This window comes from Halomonas sp. MCCC 1A13316 (assembly GCF_014931605.1).
Classification (GTDB): Bacteria; Pseudomonadota; Gammaproteobacteria; order Pseudomonadales; family Halomonadaceae; genus Halomonas.
In genome coordinates, this window is sequence record NZ_CP053382.1 from 3,289,669 (window position 1) to 3,308,656 (window position 18,988).

16 protein-coding genes are annotated in these 18,988 nt (G+C 62.4%); 2 read left to right on the top strand and 14 right to left on the bottom strand.

Annotated features, from left to right (window positions below; translation table 11 throughout):
* Positions 1–76: 76 nt before the first annotated feature.
* The gene (locus tag HNO52_RS15240) at positions 77–889 is read left to right on the top strand and encodes a TlpA family protein disulfide reductase (protein WP_332107639.1); all 813 of its coding nucleotides are present in this window, start codon (positions 77–79) and stop codon (positions 887–889) included.
* Positions 890–936: 47 nt separating this feature from the next.
* Positions 937–1,713: a thiol:disulfide interchange protein DsbG gene (dsbG, locus tag HNO52_RS15245; protein ID WP_269476061.1), complete on the top strand. Its 777-nt coding sequence runs from the start codon at positions 937–939 to the stop codon at positions 1,711–1,713.
* 58 nt (positions 1,714–1,771) lie between these two features.
* Here the strand turns inward: dsbG and HNO52_RS15250 are convergent, their stop codons facing one another.
* The 14 genes from HNO52_RS15250 to HNO52_RS15315 form a co-directional block, all read right to left on the bottom strand.
* A complete protein-coding gene (locus HNO52_RS15250; RefSeq protein WP_197566091.1) occupies positions 1,772–2,788 on the bottom strand; it encodes a c-type cytochrome in 1,017 nt (338 codons plus the stop codon).
* An 11-nt stretch (positions 2,789–2,799) separates the two neighbouring features.
* Positions 2,800–3,447, bottom strand: coding sequence for a c-type cytochrome (locus HNO52_RS15255; protein WP_197566092.1), 648 nt, complete (start codon positions 3,445–3,447; stop codon positions 2,800–2,802).
* 6 nt (positions 3,448–3,453) lie between these two features.
* Entirely contained in the window at positions 3,454–4,848 is a 1,395-nt protein-coding gene (locus HNO52_RS15260; protein ID WP_197566093.1) for an ATP-binding protein, read from the bottom strand.
* Positions 4,845–5,543: a response regulator gene (locus tag HNO52_RS15265; RefSeq protein ID WP_197566094.1), complete on the bottom strand. Its 699-nt coding sequence runs from the start codon at positions 5,541–5,543 to the stop codon at positions 4,845–4,847. Before HNO52_RS15265 ends, HNO52_RS15260 begins: the two co-directional genes overlap by 4 nt.
* Before the next feature lie 148 nt (positions 5,544–5,691).
* Entirely contained in the window at positions 5,692–6,105 is a 414-nt protein-coding gene (locus tag HNO52_RS15270) for a DUF6691 family protein (RefSeq protein WP_197566095.1), read from the bottom strand.
* A complete protein-coding gene (locus HNO52_RS15275; protein ID WP_197566096.1) occupies positions 6,102–6,563 on the bottom strand; it encodes a YeeE/YedE family protein in 462 nt (153 codons plus the stop codon). Before HNO52_RS15275 ends, HNO52_RS15270 begins: the two co-directional genes overlap by 4 nt.
* 25 nt (positions 6,564–6,588) lie before the next feature.
* Positions 6,589–8,361: a SulP family inorganic anion transporter gene (locus HNO52_RS15280; protein WP_197566097.1), complete on the bottom strand. Its 1,773-nt coding sequence runs from the start codon at positions 8,359–8,361 to the stop codon at positions 6,589–6,591.
* Between the two features lie 10 nt (positions 8,362–8,371).
* On the bottom strand, positions 8,372–9,268 hold the full coding sequence (locus HNO52_RS15285) for an MBL fold metallo-hydrolase (protein ID WP_197566098.1): 897 nt from the start codon (positions 9,266–9,268) through the stop codon (positions 8,372–8,374).
* A gap of 264 nt (positions 9,269–9,532) precedes the next feature.
* Entirely contained in the window at positions 9,533–9,910 is a 378-nt protein-coding gene (locus HNO52_RS15290; RefSeq protein ID WP_269476089.1) for a redoxin domain-containing protein, read from the bottom strand.
* Positions 9,911–9,995: 85 nt separating this feature from the next.
* Entirely contained in the window at positions 9,996–10,190 is a 195-nt protein-coding gene (locus tag HNO52_RS15295; RefSeq protein ID WP_197566099.1) for a YgaP family membrane protein, read from the bottom strand.
* A gap of 22 nt (positions 10,191–10,212) precedes the next feature.
* Positions 10,213–10,626 (bottom strand): DsrE family protein, encoded by a 414-nt coding sequence (locus HNO52_RS15300; RefSeq protein WP_232090321.1) that lies wholly within the window; start codon positions 10,624–10,626, stop codon positions 10,213–10,215.
* A 139-nt stretch (positions 10,627–10,765) separates the two neighbouring features.
* Positions 10,766–11,335: a rhodanese-like domain-containing protein gene (locus tag HNO52_RS15305; protein ID WP_232090323.1), complete on the bottom strand. Its 570-nt coding sequence runs from the start codon at positions 11,333–11,335 to the stop codon at positions 10,766–10,768.
* 448 nt (positions 11,336–11,783) lie between these two features.
* Positions 11,784–13,193 carry an MBL fold metallo-hydrolase RNA specificity domain-containing protein gene (locus tag HNO52_RS15310; RefSeq protein ID WP_197566101.1) on the bottom strand — a complete coding sequence of 470 codons (1,410 nt, stop codon included), beginning with the start codon at positions 13,191–13,193 and terminating at the stop codon, positions 11,784–11,786.
* Between the two features lie 578 nt (positions 13,194–13,771).
* Positions 13,772–18,640: a DUF5801 repeats-in-toxin domain-containing protein gene (locus tag HNO52_RS15315; RefSeq protein WP_197566102.1), complete on the bottom strand. Its 4,869-nt coding sequence runs from the start codon at positions 18,638–18,640 to the stop codon at positions 13,772–13,774.
* Between the last annotated feature and the right edge of the window lie 348 nt (positions 18,641–18,988).

The window sequence follows — 18,988 nt, forward strand, 5'->3', positions numbered from 1 at the left end:
AATCCGCTTCTGACAGCATGGCCCCTCCCCCTTGCAACTAGACTGGCTTCAAGAAGGACGGTAGCGGATGAATTCCATGCAACAAAGCATCGCCCTTGGCCCTTTGGGATTCTCGATTGGCCAATTGCTGATAGTGGCAGCCTTCTGCATCGCTCTAGTGGTCGGGGCACTGCTCGGTCGGCGTCACCGCATACCGGTCGTTGACACCCTCCTTACACTATTGCTCCTCGCTCTGGCCGGTGCCCGCCTGCTGTTCGTAGTACGTCATTGGAGTAGCTACGACGGTATAGCCTCAATAGTCGATATCCGCGATGGTGGATTCGATCCCTTGGCAGGCCTGATGGTTGGCCTGGCCTATGCCCTCTGGATAATGTGGCGCCACCCGTTACAGCGGGTGCCCTTGGCCGGCGCGCTGTTCGCGGGGACACTCACCTGGGGGGTGCTTGCCGGCCCATTGATGCTGATGGAAACCACCGCGCGCCCCCTACCGGATACACCACTAGCCAGCCTGGATGGCGCCCAGACCAACCTGCCCTCACTGGCAGCAAAGGAGGGCAAGCCTTTGGTGGTCAACCTCTGGGCCAGCTGGTGTCCTCCCTGTATTCGTGAGATGCCGGTGTTCGAACAGATGCAGGAGGAAGCGGAAGACATCACTTTCGTTTTCGTCAACCAGGGGGAAGATACACGGCAAGTGGAGCGTTTTCTCGCCGAACATTCCCTTGAGCTCGAAAATGTCCTGCTAGATGCTCGCAACACACTCGGTGAGGTCACCGGCTCGATGGCCATGCCGACGACACTGTTCTACGATGCAGACGGCCAATTGAACAACACGCACTTCGGCGAACTCTCTCGTGCGACTCTGCTGAGCGGCATTGAGAAACTGCGCTGACATCAGCCCTCCCCATCCAACGGAAATCTTGTGGCCTTTCGCGGCGCATGAGCACCAAGGGAACCCCAATGGTTTTTCGATACAGTGTTTTTGCAATCGGCCTGACCGCCATCATTAGCGCCCCGATGGTGCTCGCTAACGCCTGGCCCGCGCCTATTCAGGCCTTGATTGAAGAGGGCTTGAAGGTTCATGGGGAATTCGAGGCCCCGGGAGGCCTCAACGGCTATGCCGCCACCCATCAGGGCCGAGAGATGACCGTCTACGTCACTTCGGACGACAAGCAGGCCATCGTCGGCACCATGATCGACGCCGAAGGCAACGACCTTTCCGAGGCCTCGTTGGATGAGCTGGTGCGTATACCTCAGGAAAACGAACTCTGGCAACGGCTTCAGCAGAGCCACTGGATCGCCGATGGCTCCGCTGATGCTCCCCGCGTGCTTTACACCTTTACCGACCCCAATTGCCCCTACTGCCACCGGTTCTGGGAAGCCGCGCGGCCCTGGGTGGAAGCTGGCAAAGTCCAGCTACGCCATGTCATGGTGGGTATATTGGAACCCGACAGCCCGGCAAAGGCGGCAGCCCTGCTGGGTGCCGAAGATCCGGAAAACACTCTACATCGCCATAACAATGGCGATGGCATTGCCCCTTCCGCCCAGCCCCGTGAAATCGAGGATCAGGTCTACCGCAACAACCAGCTGTTCGAGGAGCTTGGCTTATATGCTACCCCGTCCACTCTGTACCGGCAGGATGGCCGTCTCGAGCGCGTGGACGGGATGCCCAGCGAAGCGCGCCTGGTTGAGATGATGGGCAGCGAAGCTCCCTGAGCCAGCTTAGGGCAAGCCCCGCAGGGCGCGAGCCGAGCGGGGCCTTCTTCATGTCGCTTTAATCTTCGAGGTACTCGAAACGCGGCACTCCGACATTCCAGGGACGAACCTCTCCTTTTTCCCCTGTGTTGTCATGATCTCCCAACAGGGCTCCATCGTGCTCACGCTCGGTGCCATATTGCGTATGCTTGTGGAAGGTCGCTTCGAAGCGTTCCCGCGTCTCCCTGACGTCACCGGTGTAACGAGGATCCTGCGGCCGCTCCTGGCTGGTGATGTAAAGGGCGACATCCCAGGCTTCCTGATCGGACAGGCTCATCGGTTGACCCAGCGGCATGTTATGCTTGACGAAACCGGCCATGGTATAGGTGCGCGAAATTCCTGCGCCCCAGTTGTTGGAACCGTCTCCCCAAGGAGCCGGGAAGATGTACTCACCCTCCTGGTAGAGTCCAGAGCCGTCCTCGCTGTGACAGACCGCGCACTGCTCCTGGTAGATCTGTTCACCACGGGCATAATCCGGCGCCTGTTCAGGCTCTTCGAGGCGCGGGAAGCCCCGGCCGTAAATCGGCTGTTCAGGGTACATGGGCACGCCGGTTGCCAGCCATTGGTGGTAAGCCGAAAGCGCCACCATGTCGTCGCTGCCATAGATGGGTGGAGAACCGTTCATTGAGTAGGCGAAGCAGCCCGCGATGCGCTCTTCCAAGCTGTTAACGTGCTGGTTCTTGCCGCGGAAGTCGGGCAGCGTGACGGCTGCGGGCCACACCGGACCGCTGAACGGCTGGCGCCCCTCTCCCAGGTGACAGCTCGAGCAGTTCATGTCATTGAAGACATTTACGCCGCGCAACTGCTGCGTATTGGTGAACAGGTCGTAACCTCGACGGATCACCTTCTTCAGCTCGGGGTTCAGATCCGCTTCCTCGAGGTCCTCCATGGTCGGTGGTACATGCACCAGCTCGCCTTCCTTGGGTGCGGGGTAGCCCATCTCAACCAGGGTCTCGTATTCTGCCCAGACCGCTGCGCTCACGCCTCCGGCCAAGGTAATGCCGGTCAGAGCCAGGCCAATCGTTCTGCTATTCATGCTCTGTCCCCTTATTCAGATGCCACGGTCTGGCGCGAGAGCCAGGCCGCCACGGCGCGGATGTCTTCGTCACTCATGCGCTTGGCGATGGATCCCATCAAGTTCTGCGGATCGTTGCCACGTTCATCGGCCTGCCAGGCGCGCAGCTGATTCTCTATATAGCCGGCGTGCTGGCTGGCGATGCCGGGGAACGTGCTACCCGCCCCCTCGTTTCCGGGACCATGGCAGCTCTTGCAGGAAACGATATAGTCGTTCCAGTCGCCCCGTAGCGCCAACTGCTCACCTCGCGCGAGCAGAGCCTCGTCGGCATTCCCGCCGCCCTCCGCCTCGGTAGCGGGCAGTTGGCTGTAGTACGCGGCCACATCGGCGATCTGCTGGTCGTCGAGCATATTGGCGAAGGGCTGCATGGTGGCGTTTTGCCGCCGGCCAGCCTTGAAATCCTTCAGCTGTTTCGCGATATAGTCGGCATTCTGGCCGGCCAGCCGCGGCCAGGACTCTCCCCCGTCTATATGCTTTCCGCTACCATCCGCCTGATGGCAGGCCACACAAGTGGCAGCGGCAGTCTCACCGCGCTGCGGATCTCCCTCCTGTGCCAAAGCCGGACCGGCCGCGAGGCCAAGCACCAAGCCGAGGCTGACTGCGCTATTCACGGTCGTCATCTCGCATCACTCTCTCGTCGTTGTTATGGGTCCCTTGCGGGTCATCTGGTCCGGGGTTTCCGGACCCTCTTGTTGCTGCACAAGCGGCAGCGTCAGTTGAGCCTCGAAACCTCCCTCCGTGGGGCAACGGAAGCTCACGGCGCCACCGAATCGCGCTGCAATGGCTGCCACGATGGACAAGCCAAGGCCACTACCCTGCTGCGTGCCATTTCGCCAGAAGCGGCGAGTGAGCTGCGGCAGTGTATCGGGGTCGATACCTGCTACTTCATTATGTACGCAAAACGTCACTTGGTTCGGCGCATCGCATCCAGACGGCTCGGATTCGACGCTCAGCGTGACGGGTGAGCCGGCACGGCCATGGCGAAGTGCATTGTCGATCAGATTACGTAATGCGGTAACGGCCAGCTCACGCGGCATGGCCAGCTCCCAGGCCGGCCAAGTGCCGGTCAACTCGATATTGGCAGCCCCGGTCGGGTCGGCATCCCACCGTGCCAGTTTCACCACCGCTTCAATCCAGCTCGGCTCGCCATCGTCAAAAACCAGCCGGCCCTCGACTCGTGAAAGCGTCAGTAGTTGGTCGATGGTCCGAGCCAGACGGACCATTCCCTGCTCGGCATGCTCCAGGGCCTTGTGTGAGGCTGGGCCTTCCAACCGACGTGCCACTTGGAGGTGCGTTTTTGCCGCGGTCAGCGGCGTGCGCAGCTCATGCGCCGCATCGCTGGTGAAGCGTTGCTCTCGAATAAAGGCCGCATGAACCCTGGCAAGCAAGGCATTGAGCGCATCGATCAGGGGACGAATCTCGGCCGGCATGCCTGCTTTGGAAACTGACTCCAAATCGTCGGGATGGCGCTGCGACAGGGCTCCACGAAGACGCTCGAGCGGTGCCAGGCCGCGAATGACGCCGAACCATATCGCGACCAGACTACCCAGCAACGCCACGACGAAGGGCACCACAGCCACCTTGATCACGTTGCCCAGCAGCAGGTTTCGTTCATCCATTCGATCCGCCGTGGTGATGGTCAGGCCGTCTCGCTCATAGGTGAATACCCGCCAGGTCACCCCGTCCGACTCGCGGTAGCTGTGTCCCTGCCCGCCGGCTGACAGAATGTCCTCCATGTCGGCATGGGTACGCGCCATGATCTCGCCACTGGGCGAATGCACCTGGCAGGCGAGTCCTTCGATGGGCGGGATCGTCAATGCTTGGCGATCTGCCGCTAACCAGACCTCCTGCGGAAGCTGAGCCGCCAGCGCCGCGACCATGCGCGCCGACTGGGCGAGTCGCTGGTCGAGCGTGGCCACGAACTGGTCATGCAGATCACGCAGCAGCCAGGCCGCGGCCAACCCCCAAAGCAACACCAGAGTGAGCCCCAAGGTGAGCAACAACCTGGCCCGCAGGCTCATGGCACCGCTTTCCGCTCGCCCAGCTGCCCGACACGCTCGGGCTTGCCCAGACGGAACCCTACGCCACGCACGGTCTCGATCACGCCGCTACCGAACTTGCGCCGCAGATGGTGGATGTGCACGTTGAGAGCGTTGCTCTCCACTTCCTCGTTCATGCCATAGAGGCTGTCCTTGAGCTGACCGGCGGACAGCACACTGCGCGGCGACTGCAAGAAGGTTTCCAGCAATACCAGCTCTCGCCGAGACAGCTCCACTGCCCGGCCATTCAGAGTGACCTCACGGGTCGTCGGGTCGAGGCACAAGGAGCCATGCTCAACGCAGGCCCGGGCTCGCCCGGCGACGCGTCGCAGCAAGGCCTGCAAGCGGGCGACCAGCTCATCCAGATCGAATGGCTTGATCATGTAGTCATCCGCGCCGTCCTGCAGCCCCTGTACGCGATCGTTGACGGCATCGCGAGCAGTCAATACCAGAACCGGCAGGTCGACTCCGGACGCTCGCCACTCTTCTAGCAGTGCCAGGCCATCACCGTCTGGCATTCCGCGATCGAGTATCACCGCATCGCTCGACACGGCCTCCAAGGCCGAACGTGCCAAGGCCAGCGTCGGCACGTGGTCCACCACGAACCCATACAGACCCAGGCCGGCGCGAATCCCCGATGCCACCAGGTCATCATCCTCGACGAGCAACACATGCATAATGGAACCTCAAGCGTTGTGCGACACCTTGCCACGTATTCATTAACGCGGCGTTAAGCGGACGGAGGCGCTGCGCCCAGGCTGGCTATCCATTGGTCGCAGTGGGCTCGTTCTGTTTCCCAGCCTGAAAGGAAACATGAACATAATCTCAGCCTCGAGAGGGAATCGCGCGTGCCAGGAACCAGCCCGCCACCATCGCCGCGAGCATGGCAAACAGCGGCGCGGTAAGACCGGCGATGGAAGCAATGGCCGGCCCGGGGCAGTAGCCCGAAAGCCCCCATCCGATGCCGAACAGGGCAGCTCCGCCGATCAGCCGGCCATCCAGATCCCGCCGAGTGGGCAGTTGAAAGGTTTCGCCGATCAAGGGGCGCTCGCGACGAAACACTAGTCGGTAACCAATGAAGGTCGTCACCACGGCCCCGCCGAGCACGAACATCAGGGTCGGATCCCACGCGCCGAAGAGATCGAGAAAGCCCAGCACGCGAGCCGGGTCGGTCATGCCGGCAAGCGCCAGGCCAAGGCCGAACAGCAGTCCGGCGATATAGCCCATGAACGTCTTCATGCCCCACCTCCAATGACGTGCCGCACCACAAAGACGGTGACGATGGCGCATACCAGGAAGGTTGCGGTTGCCACCATCGAGCGGGGCGACAGCCGCGCCAGGCCACAGACACCGTGGCCGCTGGTGCAGCCGCTACCCAGGCCGGTTCCGACCCCGACCAACAGGCCAGCCACGAGCATGAGCCCCACGCCACCAGCGGGCTCGCCGACCACCGCTCCCGGCACCCCGGCTACATTGCCCAGGCCACCGCCGAGCGCCATGAGCAGCAGCGGGCCGCTGACCAGGCCCAGCACGAAGGCCACGCGCCAGGAGCTGTCCCCCTTGGGCAAGGTCGTCACCAGGCTACCGACGATGCCACTGATACCGGCGATACGCCCCAGCGTCGCCATCAGCCAGACGGCGGACAGTCCAATGAGTACGCCACCGGCCAGCCCTTGCAGACTTGCGCTCCAATCCACGTCGTTCCTCCCGTTTCTCTCAGATTCATTCAGCCCGAATTGCCAGCGGTGCGGACTCCCCCCCACCGCAAGACGTTCCGGGGTATTGCGTTTCGCCGCGCAGGTAACGCCAGGCATCGAAGGTGCTTAAAAACACCATGCCCGTCATGTCATGACAGAAGTCGGTGTGCTTCAGCCGATCCATCACCGGCCCCTTGACCTCCGCCAGGTGCAGCTTGACCCCAGCGTCCCGCAAGCGGGTATTGATCGCCTCCAGGCTCTCCAATGCCGAGGCATCGATCCTGTTGACTGCCTGGCAGGCCAACACGATGTGCTCAAGCCCAGGCTCTCGCGCCGCCAGCGACATCACCAGGTCTTCCAAGTAGCGTGAGTTGGCGAAGTAAAGACTCTCGTCGACCCGCAATATGGCAAGGTGCGGGTCTGTTTCGACATGATGCCGCTTGACGTTACGAAAGTGCTCGGTACCCGGCACCCGGCCCACCACCGCACTGTGGGGACGGCTAGTGTTGTAGAGATGCAGCGCCAGTGACAGCCCCACCCCGGCGAGGATGCCGCTCTCCACCCCGTGGCCGAGAGTCACGCCGATGGTGGCGAGCATGGCCAGGGCATCGGAGCGTGAGTAATTCCAGGTGTGGCGAATGGCCTTGAAGTCCACCAGCGAAAGCACGGCCACGATGATGGTCGCTGCCAGAGTGGCGATCGGCAGGTAGGCAATCAGTGGAGTCAACAGCAGCGCGGCGACGGCTATGCCCACCGCGGTGAAAGCGCCAGCGGCCGGCGTCTCGGCCCCCGCATCGAAGTTGACTACCGAACGGGCGAAGCCTCCGGTGACCGGCATACCGCCAGTCAGGGACGCAGCGATATTCGATGTGCCCAGGCCTACCAGTTCCTGGTCAGGATCAATGCGCTGGCGCCGCTTGGCGGCGAGGGTTTGCCCCACCGAGACCGACTCGACGAAGCCGATCACACTGATTAAAAGCGCCGCCATGAAGAGTTCGCGCCACAGCGCCAGTTCAAGACTCGGCAGCGCCAGTGGCGGCAGGCCAGCGGGCACTTCACCCACCACGGCCACGCCCCGTGCATCCAGGCCCAGCCCCCAGGTGACCAGGGTGGTGACGGCAACGGCAAGTATCGGCGCAGCCTTGGTCAGCATGTCCGCCGGACGTTCGGGCACGCCCAGCTTGCTCAGACCGGGCTTGAGCCAGCGGCGCGCAACATGGAGAAACGCCAGAACGGCGAGGCCAATGACAAGCGTAGTCCCGTTAACAGCTCCCAAGCTGCCGCTCAAGCTGGCCAGCAGCTCCAGAAGGTTATGGCCGCTGGCCTCCACCCCCAGCACATGCTTGAACTGACTGGCGGCAATGATGAGCCCCGAAGCGGTAATGAACCCCGAGATGACCGGATGACTGAGAAAGTTGGCCAGAAACCCCAGCCGTGCGATTCCCATCAGGGTGAGAATCAGCCCCGACATCAGCGCCAGCACCAGTGCCGCACCAAGGTACTCCGACGAGCCCTGGGGAGCTATCTGCCCAACCGCCGCCGCGGTCATCAGCGACACCACCGCCACCGGCCCCACCGCCAAGGTTCGGCTGGTGCCGAACACGGCATAGACCACCAATGGCGCAATACTGGCGTAGAGCCCAACTTCGGGTGGCAGACCGGCCAGCATGGCATAGGCCAGCGACTGCGGGATCAGCATGATGGTCACGATGACCGCTGCCAGCAGGTCGTTGGACAAGGTGGCACGCCCGTAACCCGGCAGCCACTGAAGGATCGGCAGGTAACGCTTGGGATTCACCCGGTTGTCCTCAAAACTTGTTGATCGGCACCTTGAGATAAACCTGGCCGTTGTCCTCGGGCGGGGGCATGTGGCCGGCGCGCATGTTGACCTGTACCGACGGCAGGATCAGACGCGGCATATCGAGGGTGGCGTCACGCTCGGTGCGCATCCTGACGAACTCCTCCTCGCTGATGCCTTCGTGCACGTGAACGTTATGGGCACGCTGCTCGGCCACGGTGGTCTCGTGCTGGTACTCCTCGCGTTCCGGCGCCTTGTAGTCATGACACAGGAAGAGTCGCGTCTCGCCCGGTAGCGCCAGCACCTTCTGAATGGATTGAAACAGGGTGCGGGCATCGCCACCGGGGAAATCGCAGCGGGCCGTACCGTAGTCGGGCATGAACAAGGTGTCGCCGACGAAGGCGGCATCGCCGATGACGTAGGTCAGGCAGGCCGGCGTATGCCCCGGCGTATGCAATACCCGTCCTTCCAGATTGCCGATGGTGAAGGTATCGCCCTCCTCGAAGAGACGATCGAACTGGCTGCCGTCGCGGGCGAATTCGGTTCCCGCATTGAATGCCTTGCCGAAGACGTCCTGCACCACAGTAATGTTGGCACCAATGCCGGTCTTGCCGCCCAGCTTCTCGTGCAGGTAGGGCGCGGCGGAGAGATGGTCGGCGTGTACGTGGGTTTCGAGGATCCACTCGACCTGCAACCCCTCGCGCTGAATGAAGTCGATGATCGCGTCGGCAGAGCGCACGTCGGTCCTGCCGGCGGCGTAGTCAAAGTCAAGAACCGAGTCGAGAATCGCACAGGCATTGCTCTGAGGATCTCGCACCACATAGCTGAAGGTGTTGGTCGGTTCGTCGAAGAAGTGTGTCACGATGGGGTTTCCCGCGGGATACGACGCTTCTAATGGCTGAGTCATTGCGATACCTCCGTTACCGTCATGCGCTACTGCTGAGACAGTGTAAAAGAAATTTAGTTTTATAGATATATCGTTTCGATATATTCAGGCCATTTTCGATGCCTCCTCCCGAGGTCTATCCCAACCCGGCCACTCAATCCCAGGCAGCCTCTTCCAGGGCATCGAGAGGGTTTTCAAGTAGCGTTTGCCGTTGGTCTCGGGCTCACACTGGAGCGTCGACTGTGGCCAGTCGGCCCCGGCAATGCCGGGGCCTGAGGAACGGTCTTACAGTGCCTTCTTGCAGAAGTACCAGTCGGTGTATTCGTAACCCTGCTCCTTGCGTGCCGCGGCATCCGCTACGGTGTGCGGCGGCGGTACGATGACCGGCTCGCCCGGCTGCCAGGCCTCGGGCGTGGCCACGCCATGCTCGTCGCTGGTCTGCAGCGCCTTGACCAGGCGCAATACCTCGTCGATGGAGCGGCCGTTGCTCATCGGGTAGTAGATCATGGCGCGCAGGACACCCTCGGGATCGATGATGAAGGTGGCGCGCACCGCGGAGGTGTCGCTGGCCCCCGGCTGCACCATGCCGTAGGCATTGGCTACCTTCATCTGCAGGTCCTCGATGATCGGGAAGGGAATCTCGACGCCGAAATTCTCCTTGATGCTGCGTGTCCAGTTGCTTGCTACGAAAAGGCGCCGCCGCCGGAAGCGATAGCGCCTTGGAACCTACTGAGCTTCGCCCGCGTGGTTACTTCTTTGAAAGCTTACAGGTGTTGATACCCAACAGCTGGTAGGCCGGGCAGAAGTTGAACAGCCCCGTCGCCAGCGGCAATATGCCGATCCAGCCCCAGGCGCCGATCGCGCCGGTCAAAACCAGACCGATCAGAACGGCCCCGACCACGATCCGCAGGATCTTGTCGATACCGCCTACATTGCTTTTCATAAAAGTGCACCTCCGGGTCAGATCAGAAACTGAAAACGGGCATATTTGGGTCACGCATCATCTCAGCCACAGGACCCGGGGAAGCCACACCGACACCTTCGCGCAGGTCCTCCTGCTCGTGCTCGCTGTTGGGTAGGTAGATGGCACACACATCCACGCTGGCTCCGTTGTCCATCAGCTTCTGCAAAATGCCTTCCGGCTTGACCTGCCCCGCAGGATTGCTCGGTGGAGTCGCAATGGCTTCTGCGCTGGAATACCCTTCGACGGCGAGATCACCGGCTGCATCGCACAGCAGGATCGACAGATCGGTGCCCTGCTCCTGCATGGCATTCGACAGGATCATCGCCATGCCCTGGGTCTGCAGCGAATCGCTGGTGAGAATCACAAGCACTTTGTCATGCATCGCCCCACCACCGTGGCTATCGGCCACCGCCATACCCCCCATACAATGGCACCTGCCGCAACCGCTGCCACCAGGCTCGACTTGAACGTCATTGGTTAGCCTCCTCTTCACTATGCAGTCATTGATTGAGTTGCCGTTTACCATTAACGATTATCGACCAGGCGGGCACGAGTCACTGTGCCGGCCGCCAGGCCACGTCGGGATCGATGTCGTAGCTCCACGGCAGTCCGGAGTTCCTCCATCCGTTGACGGCGCGGACTCCCTTCGAATCGCCCTCGCCGAGCTTGCCGCCCTCGAAGCCATCGGTGACCGAGTAGACTTCGCTGAAGCCCATCCCGGCGATGGCATCAGCCGCTGGTGCGCTGCGGGTCGAGCCCGAGCGGCACATGACGATAATGGGATCGTCCTCGGCTACGCCCAGGGCATCCAGCTGCGCCTGCACTTGGTTGTTGAAAGCAGCGTTCTTGACCATCGGCCATGTCTTTGCTTCTTCATCGAAATTGTCGCGGTCCGCCAGCACCCAGGGCACATGAATGTCTGTTGACTCAGCGAAGCCGGTAAACTTGATCTCGATCGGGTCGCGAACGTCTATCAGTAGCGCCCGCTCGTTCGCCTCGAGAAGCTCGTAAGCCTCCGCTGCGGTGACATAAAGCCCAAGCTGAGTCTCCCGATAGGCCTCAGCTTCCTGGGCTACGGCATGTCCTGCAGAGATCATTCCGGACAGCAGACCGATAGTTAGCAACCTCCCCCCCTCATAACCTAATCCTCTAAGTAAATAACTTAATTTAAAAATAGAGCATCAGGTAAGCATTGGCATGTGTCATGTGGCCGCATCTTGATTCGGATCAAGAAAATAAACGGCATGTGAATCCATTCGGATCTGCTCGCTCGACTTGCCACTTCAGCTCTTGGCGACGAGGCTGAAAATCTCGATGAGATGGTGTCGTTAAGGGAAGGGGCTGAACCAACTCGATGCGGCCGCTGGCTGGGGCAGCAGCGCCTCTCAGCCGGCCTCTTCGGCAGGTGGTCCGAACAGCCTGATGGTGAGGCGCACACAACACCGCCGACTGCATCTGGACGATGAAGAGCTGGGCAATCAGCAGCGACGCCTCTTCACCTTCTTGCCTTATGGCAGGGTGTGCTTGCTGGCCACCGCTGGCGTGGCGGCAGCCTGTCGCGCCAGCACTTGTCTATAGCTCGATGCGATCGTCGAAGGCAGGGATTTCGGCCTCGATGCCGCTCTCGGCCAGGGCGGACTGCAGCACCTCTTGGGCTCCGGGTTCGCCGTGCACCAGATAAAAGCGAGGTTTGTCTCGGAAGGCACCGGCCCAGCCGATCAGCTGGCTCTGCCCGGCATGGGCGGAGAAACCACCGATCGTGTGCACCTTGGCCTTTACCGCCAGGTCCTGCCCCAGCACGCGCACCCGCTCGGCACCGTCGACGAGCTGGCGCCCCAGGGTGCCGGCAGCCTGGAAGCCGACGATAACCAACCGGGTGTTGGACTTCTCGAGGTTGTAGCGGAAATGGTGAACGATGCGACCACCGGTACACATGCCGGCCCCGGCGATGATAATGGCCCCACCGTGGATACGATTGATCGCCATGGACTCTTCTACCGTGCGCGTCATGCGCAGAATCGGCAGGTAGCGGCTGGTGTCGCCACTGGCAGCGATGTTGAGCACCTTGAGGTCATCGGCGTCTAACGACTTGCGCGCACGATGGTAGAGCTCGGTGACCTTGATCGCCATTGGGCTATCGAGGAACACCATCTGCTGGCGCAGCCGCCCCTCGTGATAGAGCACGCTCAGGTGATAGAGGATCTCCTGGGTGCGACCCACGGCAAAAGCGGGGATGAGCACGTTGCCACCGCTGGCGTGGGCCTCTTCCAGTACCTGGGCGAACTCCTCGAGTGTCTCATCGAGCGGCCGATGGTCTCGGTCGCCGTAGGTACTCTCCATCAGCACCAGATCGGCGTCATATAGCTTGGCCGGCTCCTTCATAAGTACCGAACTGGGGTTGCCCAGGTCCCCGGAGAAGACGAGGCGTTTCGTTTGTCCTCCGGAGGGCACCGACAGTTCGACGATCCCCGAGCCCAGAATATGGCCCGCATCGTGATAGGTCAGGGACACGCCACCGGGCAGGGTGATGGGCTGACCGTAGCCGTGGGAGCTGCACAGCTTCAGCGTGCGCTCGACATCCTCCAGCTCATAGAGCGGCTCGACCAGGGGCCTGCCGTGGCGCTTGCGCCATTTGTTCTCCCACTCGACGTCCTTGGCCATGATGAAGGCGGCGTCCTCAAGCATGATATCGAGGAGGTCGCGTGTGCCGCGAGTGCAGTGTATCGGCCCGTCGTACCCCTCCCGAACCAGCTTGGGTAACAGCCCGGCATGATCCAGGTGACCGTGGGAGATCACCACCGCATCGAGCTGCTTCGCCAAGGCGCCGAACGGCACGGCATTGTCGGTATCCGCTTGTCTGCCGCCCTGATGCAGGCCGCACTCCAACAGGATGCGATAAGTGCGGTCGTCCCCCTCCACTTCGATCAGATAGCGCGAGCCGGTGACCTCCTTGACCGCGCCTTGGAAGGTGAGTGTCGACATGGTCTCGCTCCTTGTAGCCGAGGAACTGCTGGTAGCGGAGGAACGGGGCGAGGCCCTTCCCGGCCTACCCCTTTACCTCAGCATACCGGATTCCCGCCAAGCCAGCGCCATCCACACTACACCCTTGACGAGGGTCATCCGGCACCAGTCGGGTCGTCGACTTGCCCTGATGCGACGCCTGCAGAGAAGCAGAGATAACCCGAGAGCGACGGGATATTCACTCGCCATTCATTGTATGGCTGGGATATAAGACGTTCATCATAACGAAAATACGCCGTCAGCGCGGGCCCCGGGCGGGATTAGGACGCAAGGCGGGTATCGAGGGGCTGGCGTCTCAGGCTCCGGGTCGTGGACTCGCCATGCCCAGGCAGGGCGCGTGCCAAGGCGCGGCGAAAGCACCCGGCACGTGGAAATAAGCGCCGAATACGGCTCACGACCCGGCCGCCACCCCCGAAGCGAGCGTGACATCGCTACATAGTGGAACGTCACGACCGCGTTCGGAAAAAAAGCGGGCCGGCCCGCGCGAGGCGGGTCGGCCCGATCCTGTGCCGTTATTCAACGGTCGAGGGAGCAGCCCACTACACTAACGGGACCTCCTCCACTGCGGGGCCGAAGTCCACGGAGAAATCGTCCGTTGCGGTGTCCTGGTCGCCGTCCTTGAGCGTGGCGGTAAAGTTCAGCGCGAGGGTGTCCGGATCGAACGCTTCGGAGGTGGTGAACTCGATCACCGGGATCTTGATGGTCCCACTGCCCATGAACAGTTGCACCGCGTCGATGTTGTTCGGGCCTTCGGGATCGCCGATAACGAAGCTGACCTGACCACCCGCTTCCGGTGAAAGCATGTCTTCCGTGACCAGTGTCGGCTCACCCACCGCGTTGCCGTCCGCATCGTAGGCGAGGTAGTAGAGCTCTTCTGGAGGATTGTCGTAGCCACCCACCGCGTTGTCGATGTAGACCTTGACGCTACTCACGTCGAAGCCGGTCGGATCGATGACGAAGCTCTCGTCGACCTTACCGCCGCTCGTCGTTTCCCCGTCGATGCCCGAGAGCGCGTTGCCGTCGAAGTTGTTGTTGCCGTTCCCGATGCCGGCGGTGCTGACGTTCATCTCGTCATCGCTCAGGTGGAGAGCATTATCTTCGATGAAGGCCTCCGACGCGTTGAGGAAGCTCGCGATCACTCCCGGTGCGGTCGTGGGATCCACGGCGGAGAACACGACCTCGCTGGAATCCGGCAGGGTCAGCGTGCGAACCGCGTCCGGTCCGCCGGCATCCAGCGAACCGTCCGCCGACGACAGCTCGATGCGTTGGGCCGGCGGAGTATCGACGGTGACGGTGTAGGCGTCGTTGGCGAGATCGACATCCAGGGTGAACTGGAACGTTTCGGACTCGCCGTCTCCGTCAAAGTCATCGAAGATGGTCCCCGTCCAGAGGGTATCGGTCCCCGTCTCTTCGAAGGTGACGTTGGCGTTATTCGAGGTCGGAATGAGACCGTTAGCGTCGATCTCATACGAATCGAAGGTGATCGCCAGGTCGCCGACCCCGTCGGCTCCGGGTCCGTCGACAAAGGTGCTTGTCGCCTCGGCTGGATCCGCATAGGTTCCGCTGGCATTGCCGACGGCAATCTCCGGCCCGTCGTCGGTGAAGGCGATGTTGGCGGAGATGTCGACGGCGTCGGTAGCGGTGTCGGCCGCGGTCTCGTCATCGCTGATCGTGCCGCGCAGCCAGACCGCATCGCTCACCCCCAGACCGGTGGTGTCACTGGGATAGCCCGAGGTGTCGGCGCTGGCATGCTCGACCGCGCGTTCCTGGGTCAGCGTCACGTCACCGTTGGCGGCTGCGCTCAGCGTGAACACCAGCTCGTCGCTGGTCTGGGTGCGGCCCTCCACCACGTTGCCATTCAGGCTCAGCACCACCGTCTCGCCGGTCGCGGTATCGACCAGCCCGGTGGTGGTGTTGGTGCCCAGCTCAAGCGTGTAGGCGATGTCGTCGGTGTCGTTGACGTTGTCCGCCCCGGTCGAGGAGCTCACCGTGAACAGGCTGCCCAGGCCCTGGGTGTCACTGTCGGTGCCCGTGCCGTCGCCGGTGTTGCCGCCCGCCAGGTCGCCGTCGTCGGTCTGCAGCACGCCCGTGCCGAGCGTCAGGTCGATCGTCGGACCATCGTCGGTGAAGGCGATGTTGGCGGAGATGTCGACGGCGTCGGTAGCGGTGTCGGCCGCGGTCTCGTCATCGCTGATCGTGCCGCGCAGCCAGACCGCATCGCTCACCCCCAGACCGGTGGTGTCACTGGGATAGCCCGAGGTGTCGGCGCTGGCATGCTCGACCGCGCGTTCCTGGGTCAGCGTCACGTCACCGTTGGCGGCTGCGCTCAGCGTGAACACCAGCTCGTCGCTGGTCTGGGTGCGGCCCTCCACCACGTTGCCATTCAGGCTCAGCACCACCGTCTCGCCGGTCGCGGTATCGACCAGCCCGGTGGTGGTGTTGGTGCCCAGCTCAAGCGTGTAGGCGATGTCGTCGGTGTCGTTGACGTTGTCCGCCCCGGTCGAGGAGCTCACCGTGAACAGGCTGCCCAGGCCCTGGGTGTCACTGTCGGTGCCCGTGCCGTCGCCGGTGTTGCCGCCCGCCAGGTCGCCGTCGTCGGTCTGCAGCACGCCCGTGCCGAGCGTCAGGTCGATCGTCGGACCATCGTCGGTGAAGGCGATGTTGGCGGAGATGTCGACGGCGTCGGTAGCGGTGTCGGCCGCGGTCTCGTCATCGCTGATCGTGCCGCGCAGCCAGACCGCATCGCTCACCCCCAGACCGGTGGTGTCACTGGGATAGCCCGAGGTGTCGGCGCTGGCATGCTCGACCGCGCGTTCCTGGGTCAGCGTCACGTCACCGTTGGCGGCCGCGCTCAGCGTGAACACCAGCTCGTCGCTGGTCTGGGTGCGGCCCTCCACCACGTTGCCATTCAGGCTTAGCACCACCGTCTCGCCGGTCGCGGTATCGACCAGCCCGGTGGTGGTGTTGGTGCCCAGCTCAAGCGTGTAGGCGATGTCGTCGGTGTCGTTGACGTTGTCCGCCCCGGTCGAGGAGCTCACCGTGAACAGGCTGCCCAGGCCCTGGGTGTCACTGTCGGTGCCCGTGCCGTCGCCGGTGTTGCCGCCCGCCAGGTCGCCGTCGTCGGTCTGCAGCACGCCCGTGCCGAGCGTCAGGTCGATCGTCGGACCATCGTCGGTGAAGGCGATGTTGGCGGAGATGTCGACGGCGTCGGTAGCGGTATCGGCCGCGGTCTCGTCATCGCTGATCGTGCCGCGCAGCCAGACCGCATCGCTCACCCCCAGACCGGTGGTGTCACTGGGATAGCCCGAGGTGTCGGCGCTGGCATGCTCGACCGCGCGTTCCTGGGTCAGCGTCACGTCACCGTTGGCGGCCGCGCTCAGCGTGAACACCAGCTCGTCGCTGGTCTGGGTGCGGCCCTCCACCACGTTGCCATTCAGGCTCAGCACCACCGTCTCGCCGGTCGCGGTATCGACCAGCCCGGTGGTGGTGTTGGTGCCCAGCTCAAGCGTGTAGGCGATGTCGTCGGTGTCGTTGACGTTGTCCGCCCCGGTCGAGGAGCTCACCGTGAACAGGCTACCCAGGCCCTGGGTGTCACTGTCGGTGCCCGTGCCGTCGCCGGTGTTGCCGCCCGCCAGGTCGCCGTCGTCGGTCTGCAGCACGCCCGTGCCGAGCGTCAGGTCGATCGTCGGACCATCGTCGGTGAAGGCGATGTTGGCGGAGATGTCGACGGCGTCGGTAGCGGTGTCGGCCGCGGTCTCGTCATCGCTGATCGTGCCGCGCAGCCAGACCGCATCGCTCACCCCCAGACCGGTGGTGTCACTGGGATAGCCCGAGGTGTCGGCGCTGGCATGCTCGACCGCGCGTTCCTGGGTCAGCGTCACGTCACCGTTGGCGGCCGCGCTCAGCGTGAACACCAGCTCGTCGCTGGTCTGGGTGCGGCCCTCCACCACGTTGCCATTCAGGCTTAGCACCACCGTCTCGCCGGTCGCGGTATCGACCAGCCCGGTGGTGGTGTTGGTGCCCAGCTCAAGCGTGTAGGCGATGTCGTCGGTGTCGTTGACGTTGTCCGCCCCGGTCGAGGAGCTCACCGTGAACAGGCTACCCAGGCCTTGGGTGTCACTGTCGGTGCCCGTGCCGTCGCCGGTGTTGCCACCCGCCAGGTCGCCGTCGTCGGTCTGCAGCACGCCCGTGCCGAGCGTCAGGTCGATCGTCGGACCATCATCATGGAATTGGAGCATGATGGGGTCCGTGTCCGTCTCCACATTGACATCGGAGAGTGCAACGCCACCGATATTCCAGCTGACGTTCGAGCCAGAGCCGCTCAAGGGCTGCCCGTTCTCGACTATGAAGCGGTTGTGGTCGCCATCGGTCTGGAAGGTGATGGTGTCGTTGTTTTTGATGCCCTCAATCACCGCGGTGTTACCGTCGAGAGTGAACTCCCTGGTCACACCATTAACGAAGACGGCGGTGATCTCGACTTCAGGGTCACTATCGTTGGTGATACCCGGAATGAAGTCATTGCCCTCTTCAAAATCCGTGAGCAGCGCGGTAATACGCACGATCGATTCTGCATTGGGAGGGGTGAACTTGACCAGTGTCACCGTCGCCTCCTGTGCTGCCTGTAGCCCTTCGAAATCGATGTTGCTGGGGTCGCTCGCTTCGGTGGAACTCAGGTCGGGCACCAGGTAGTCGCTGTTCATCCCCTGGACATAGGTGACGACCAGGGCGTCGCCGGGGTCGATATTCTGGTTGTTGTTGCCGAGCGATGTAACGTTGGCCTGGCTGCTGTTGACGGTATCGTCTACGGTGCGCCCGGTAACCACGATCGCGACCCCATCAGTAGGGTCACCGAATGCCATGAAGGCGTTTTGCCCCGCGGGGGCACCATCGAAGTTGAACTGGATATACTCCTCGACGCTGACATGGACGTAGAGATTCGTCAGAGTAAGGACATCATCGGGATTCGCCCCGTCAGTGTGCTCCTTCGGAAGATAGTCGAGGAGGTAGATATCGGACGAGGTACCACCTTCGTTCGGCACCATCACCGCGATAAAGGCGACATTGCCCGACTCCGTGGTGCCGATCAGCACCTTGCCATCGTTCAGGTCGGTGCTAAGGGTCACCGCTTCGTAGAGACCGGAACCGGGGTCGAGCGCCGTCAGGTTGCTGGTGGCTGAAGAGAGCGGAGCGCCATTCTCGTCCGCCCAGGCAAGGGTGGTGAACCCGTCCGGCGTGCTGATCATGCCCGTCTCTAGGGCGAGGTTTGCGGGCGTGCCATACTCAAGGTAGAGTTCGGAAAACAGTGTCGCCCCATCTGCAACAAGGATTTCGTCCTTATCGCCCTGTACCCCCGGAGTTTCGTCGACCGCAACCGGGTCTGCGCTGATCACCAGAGTATCTTCTGACATGGTAGGTCTCCCTAACCGCTCGGGTTAGCGAAAGGTTTATAACCCATTCCCTGGACCTGAATCTTCCGAAGGGGGAACTTACCCCACTCTGGATAGACCCACGTTCGTCCCTGATGCTCCGGGCCAGCGAGTCGGAGATCGCCCTGGCGGAATAGCTCTATCAGCCACCTTGCCGGTTAGGACCATCAACTCTGCAGGCCACAGGCACTGGTTGCCTGGTTGTTTAATTTCGCAAGCGGACGGCCACACACTTCGATGTCGTGGCCTGCCGTCCTACAAGCTGCACCACCTTCATTAGCTTCTCAACATGACACTGCAGCTGGATGGCATCTTCACCCCATGCCCCCT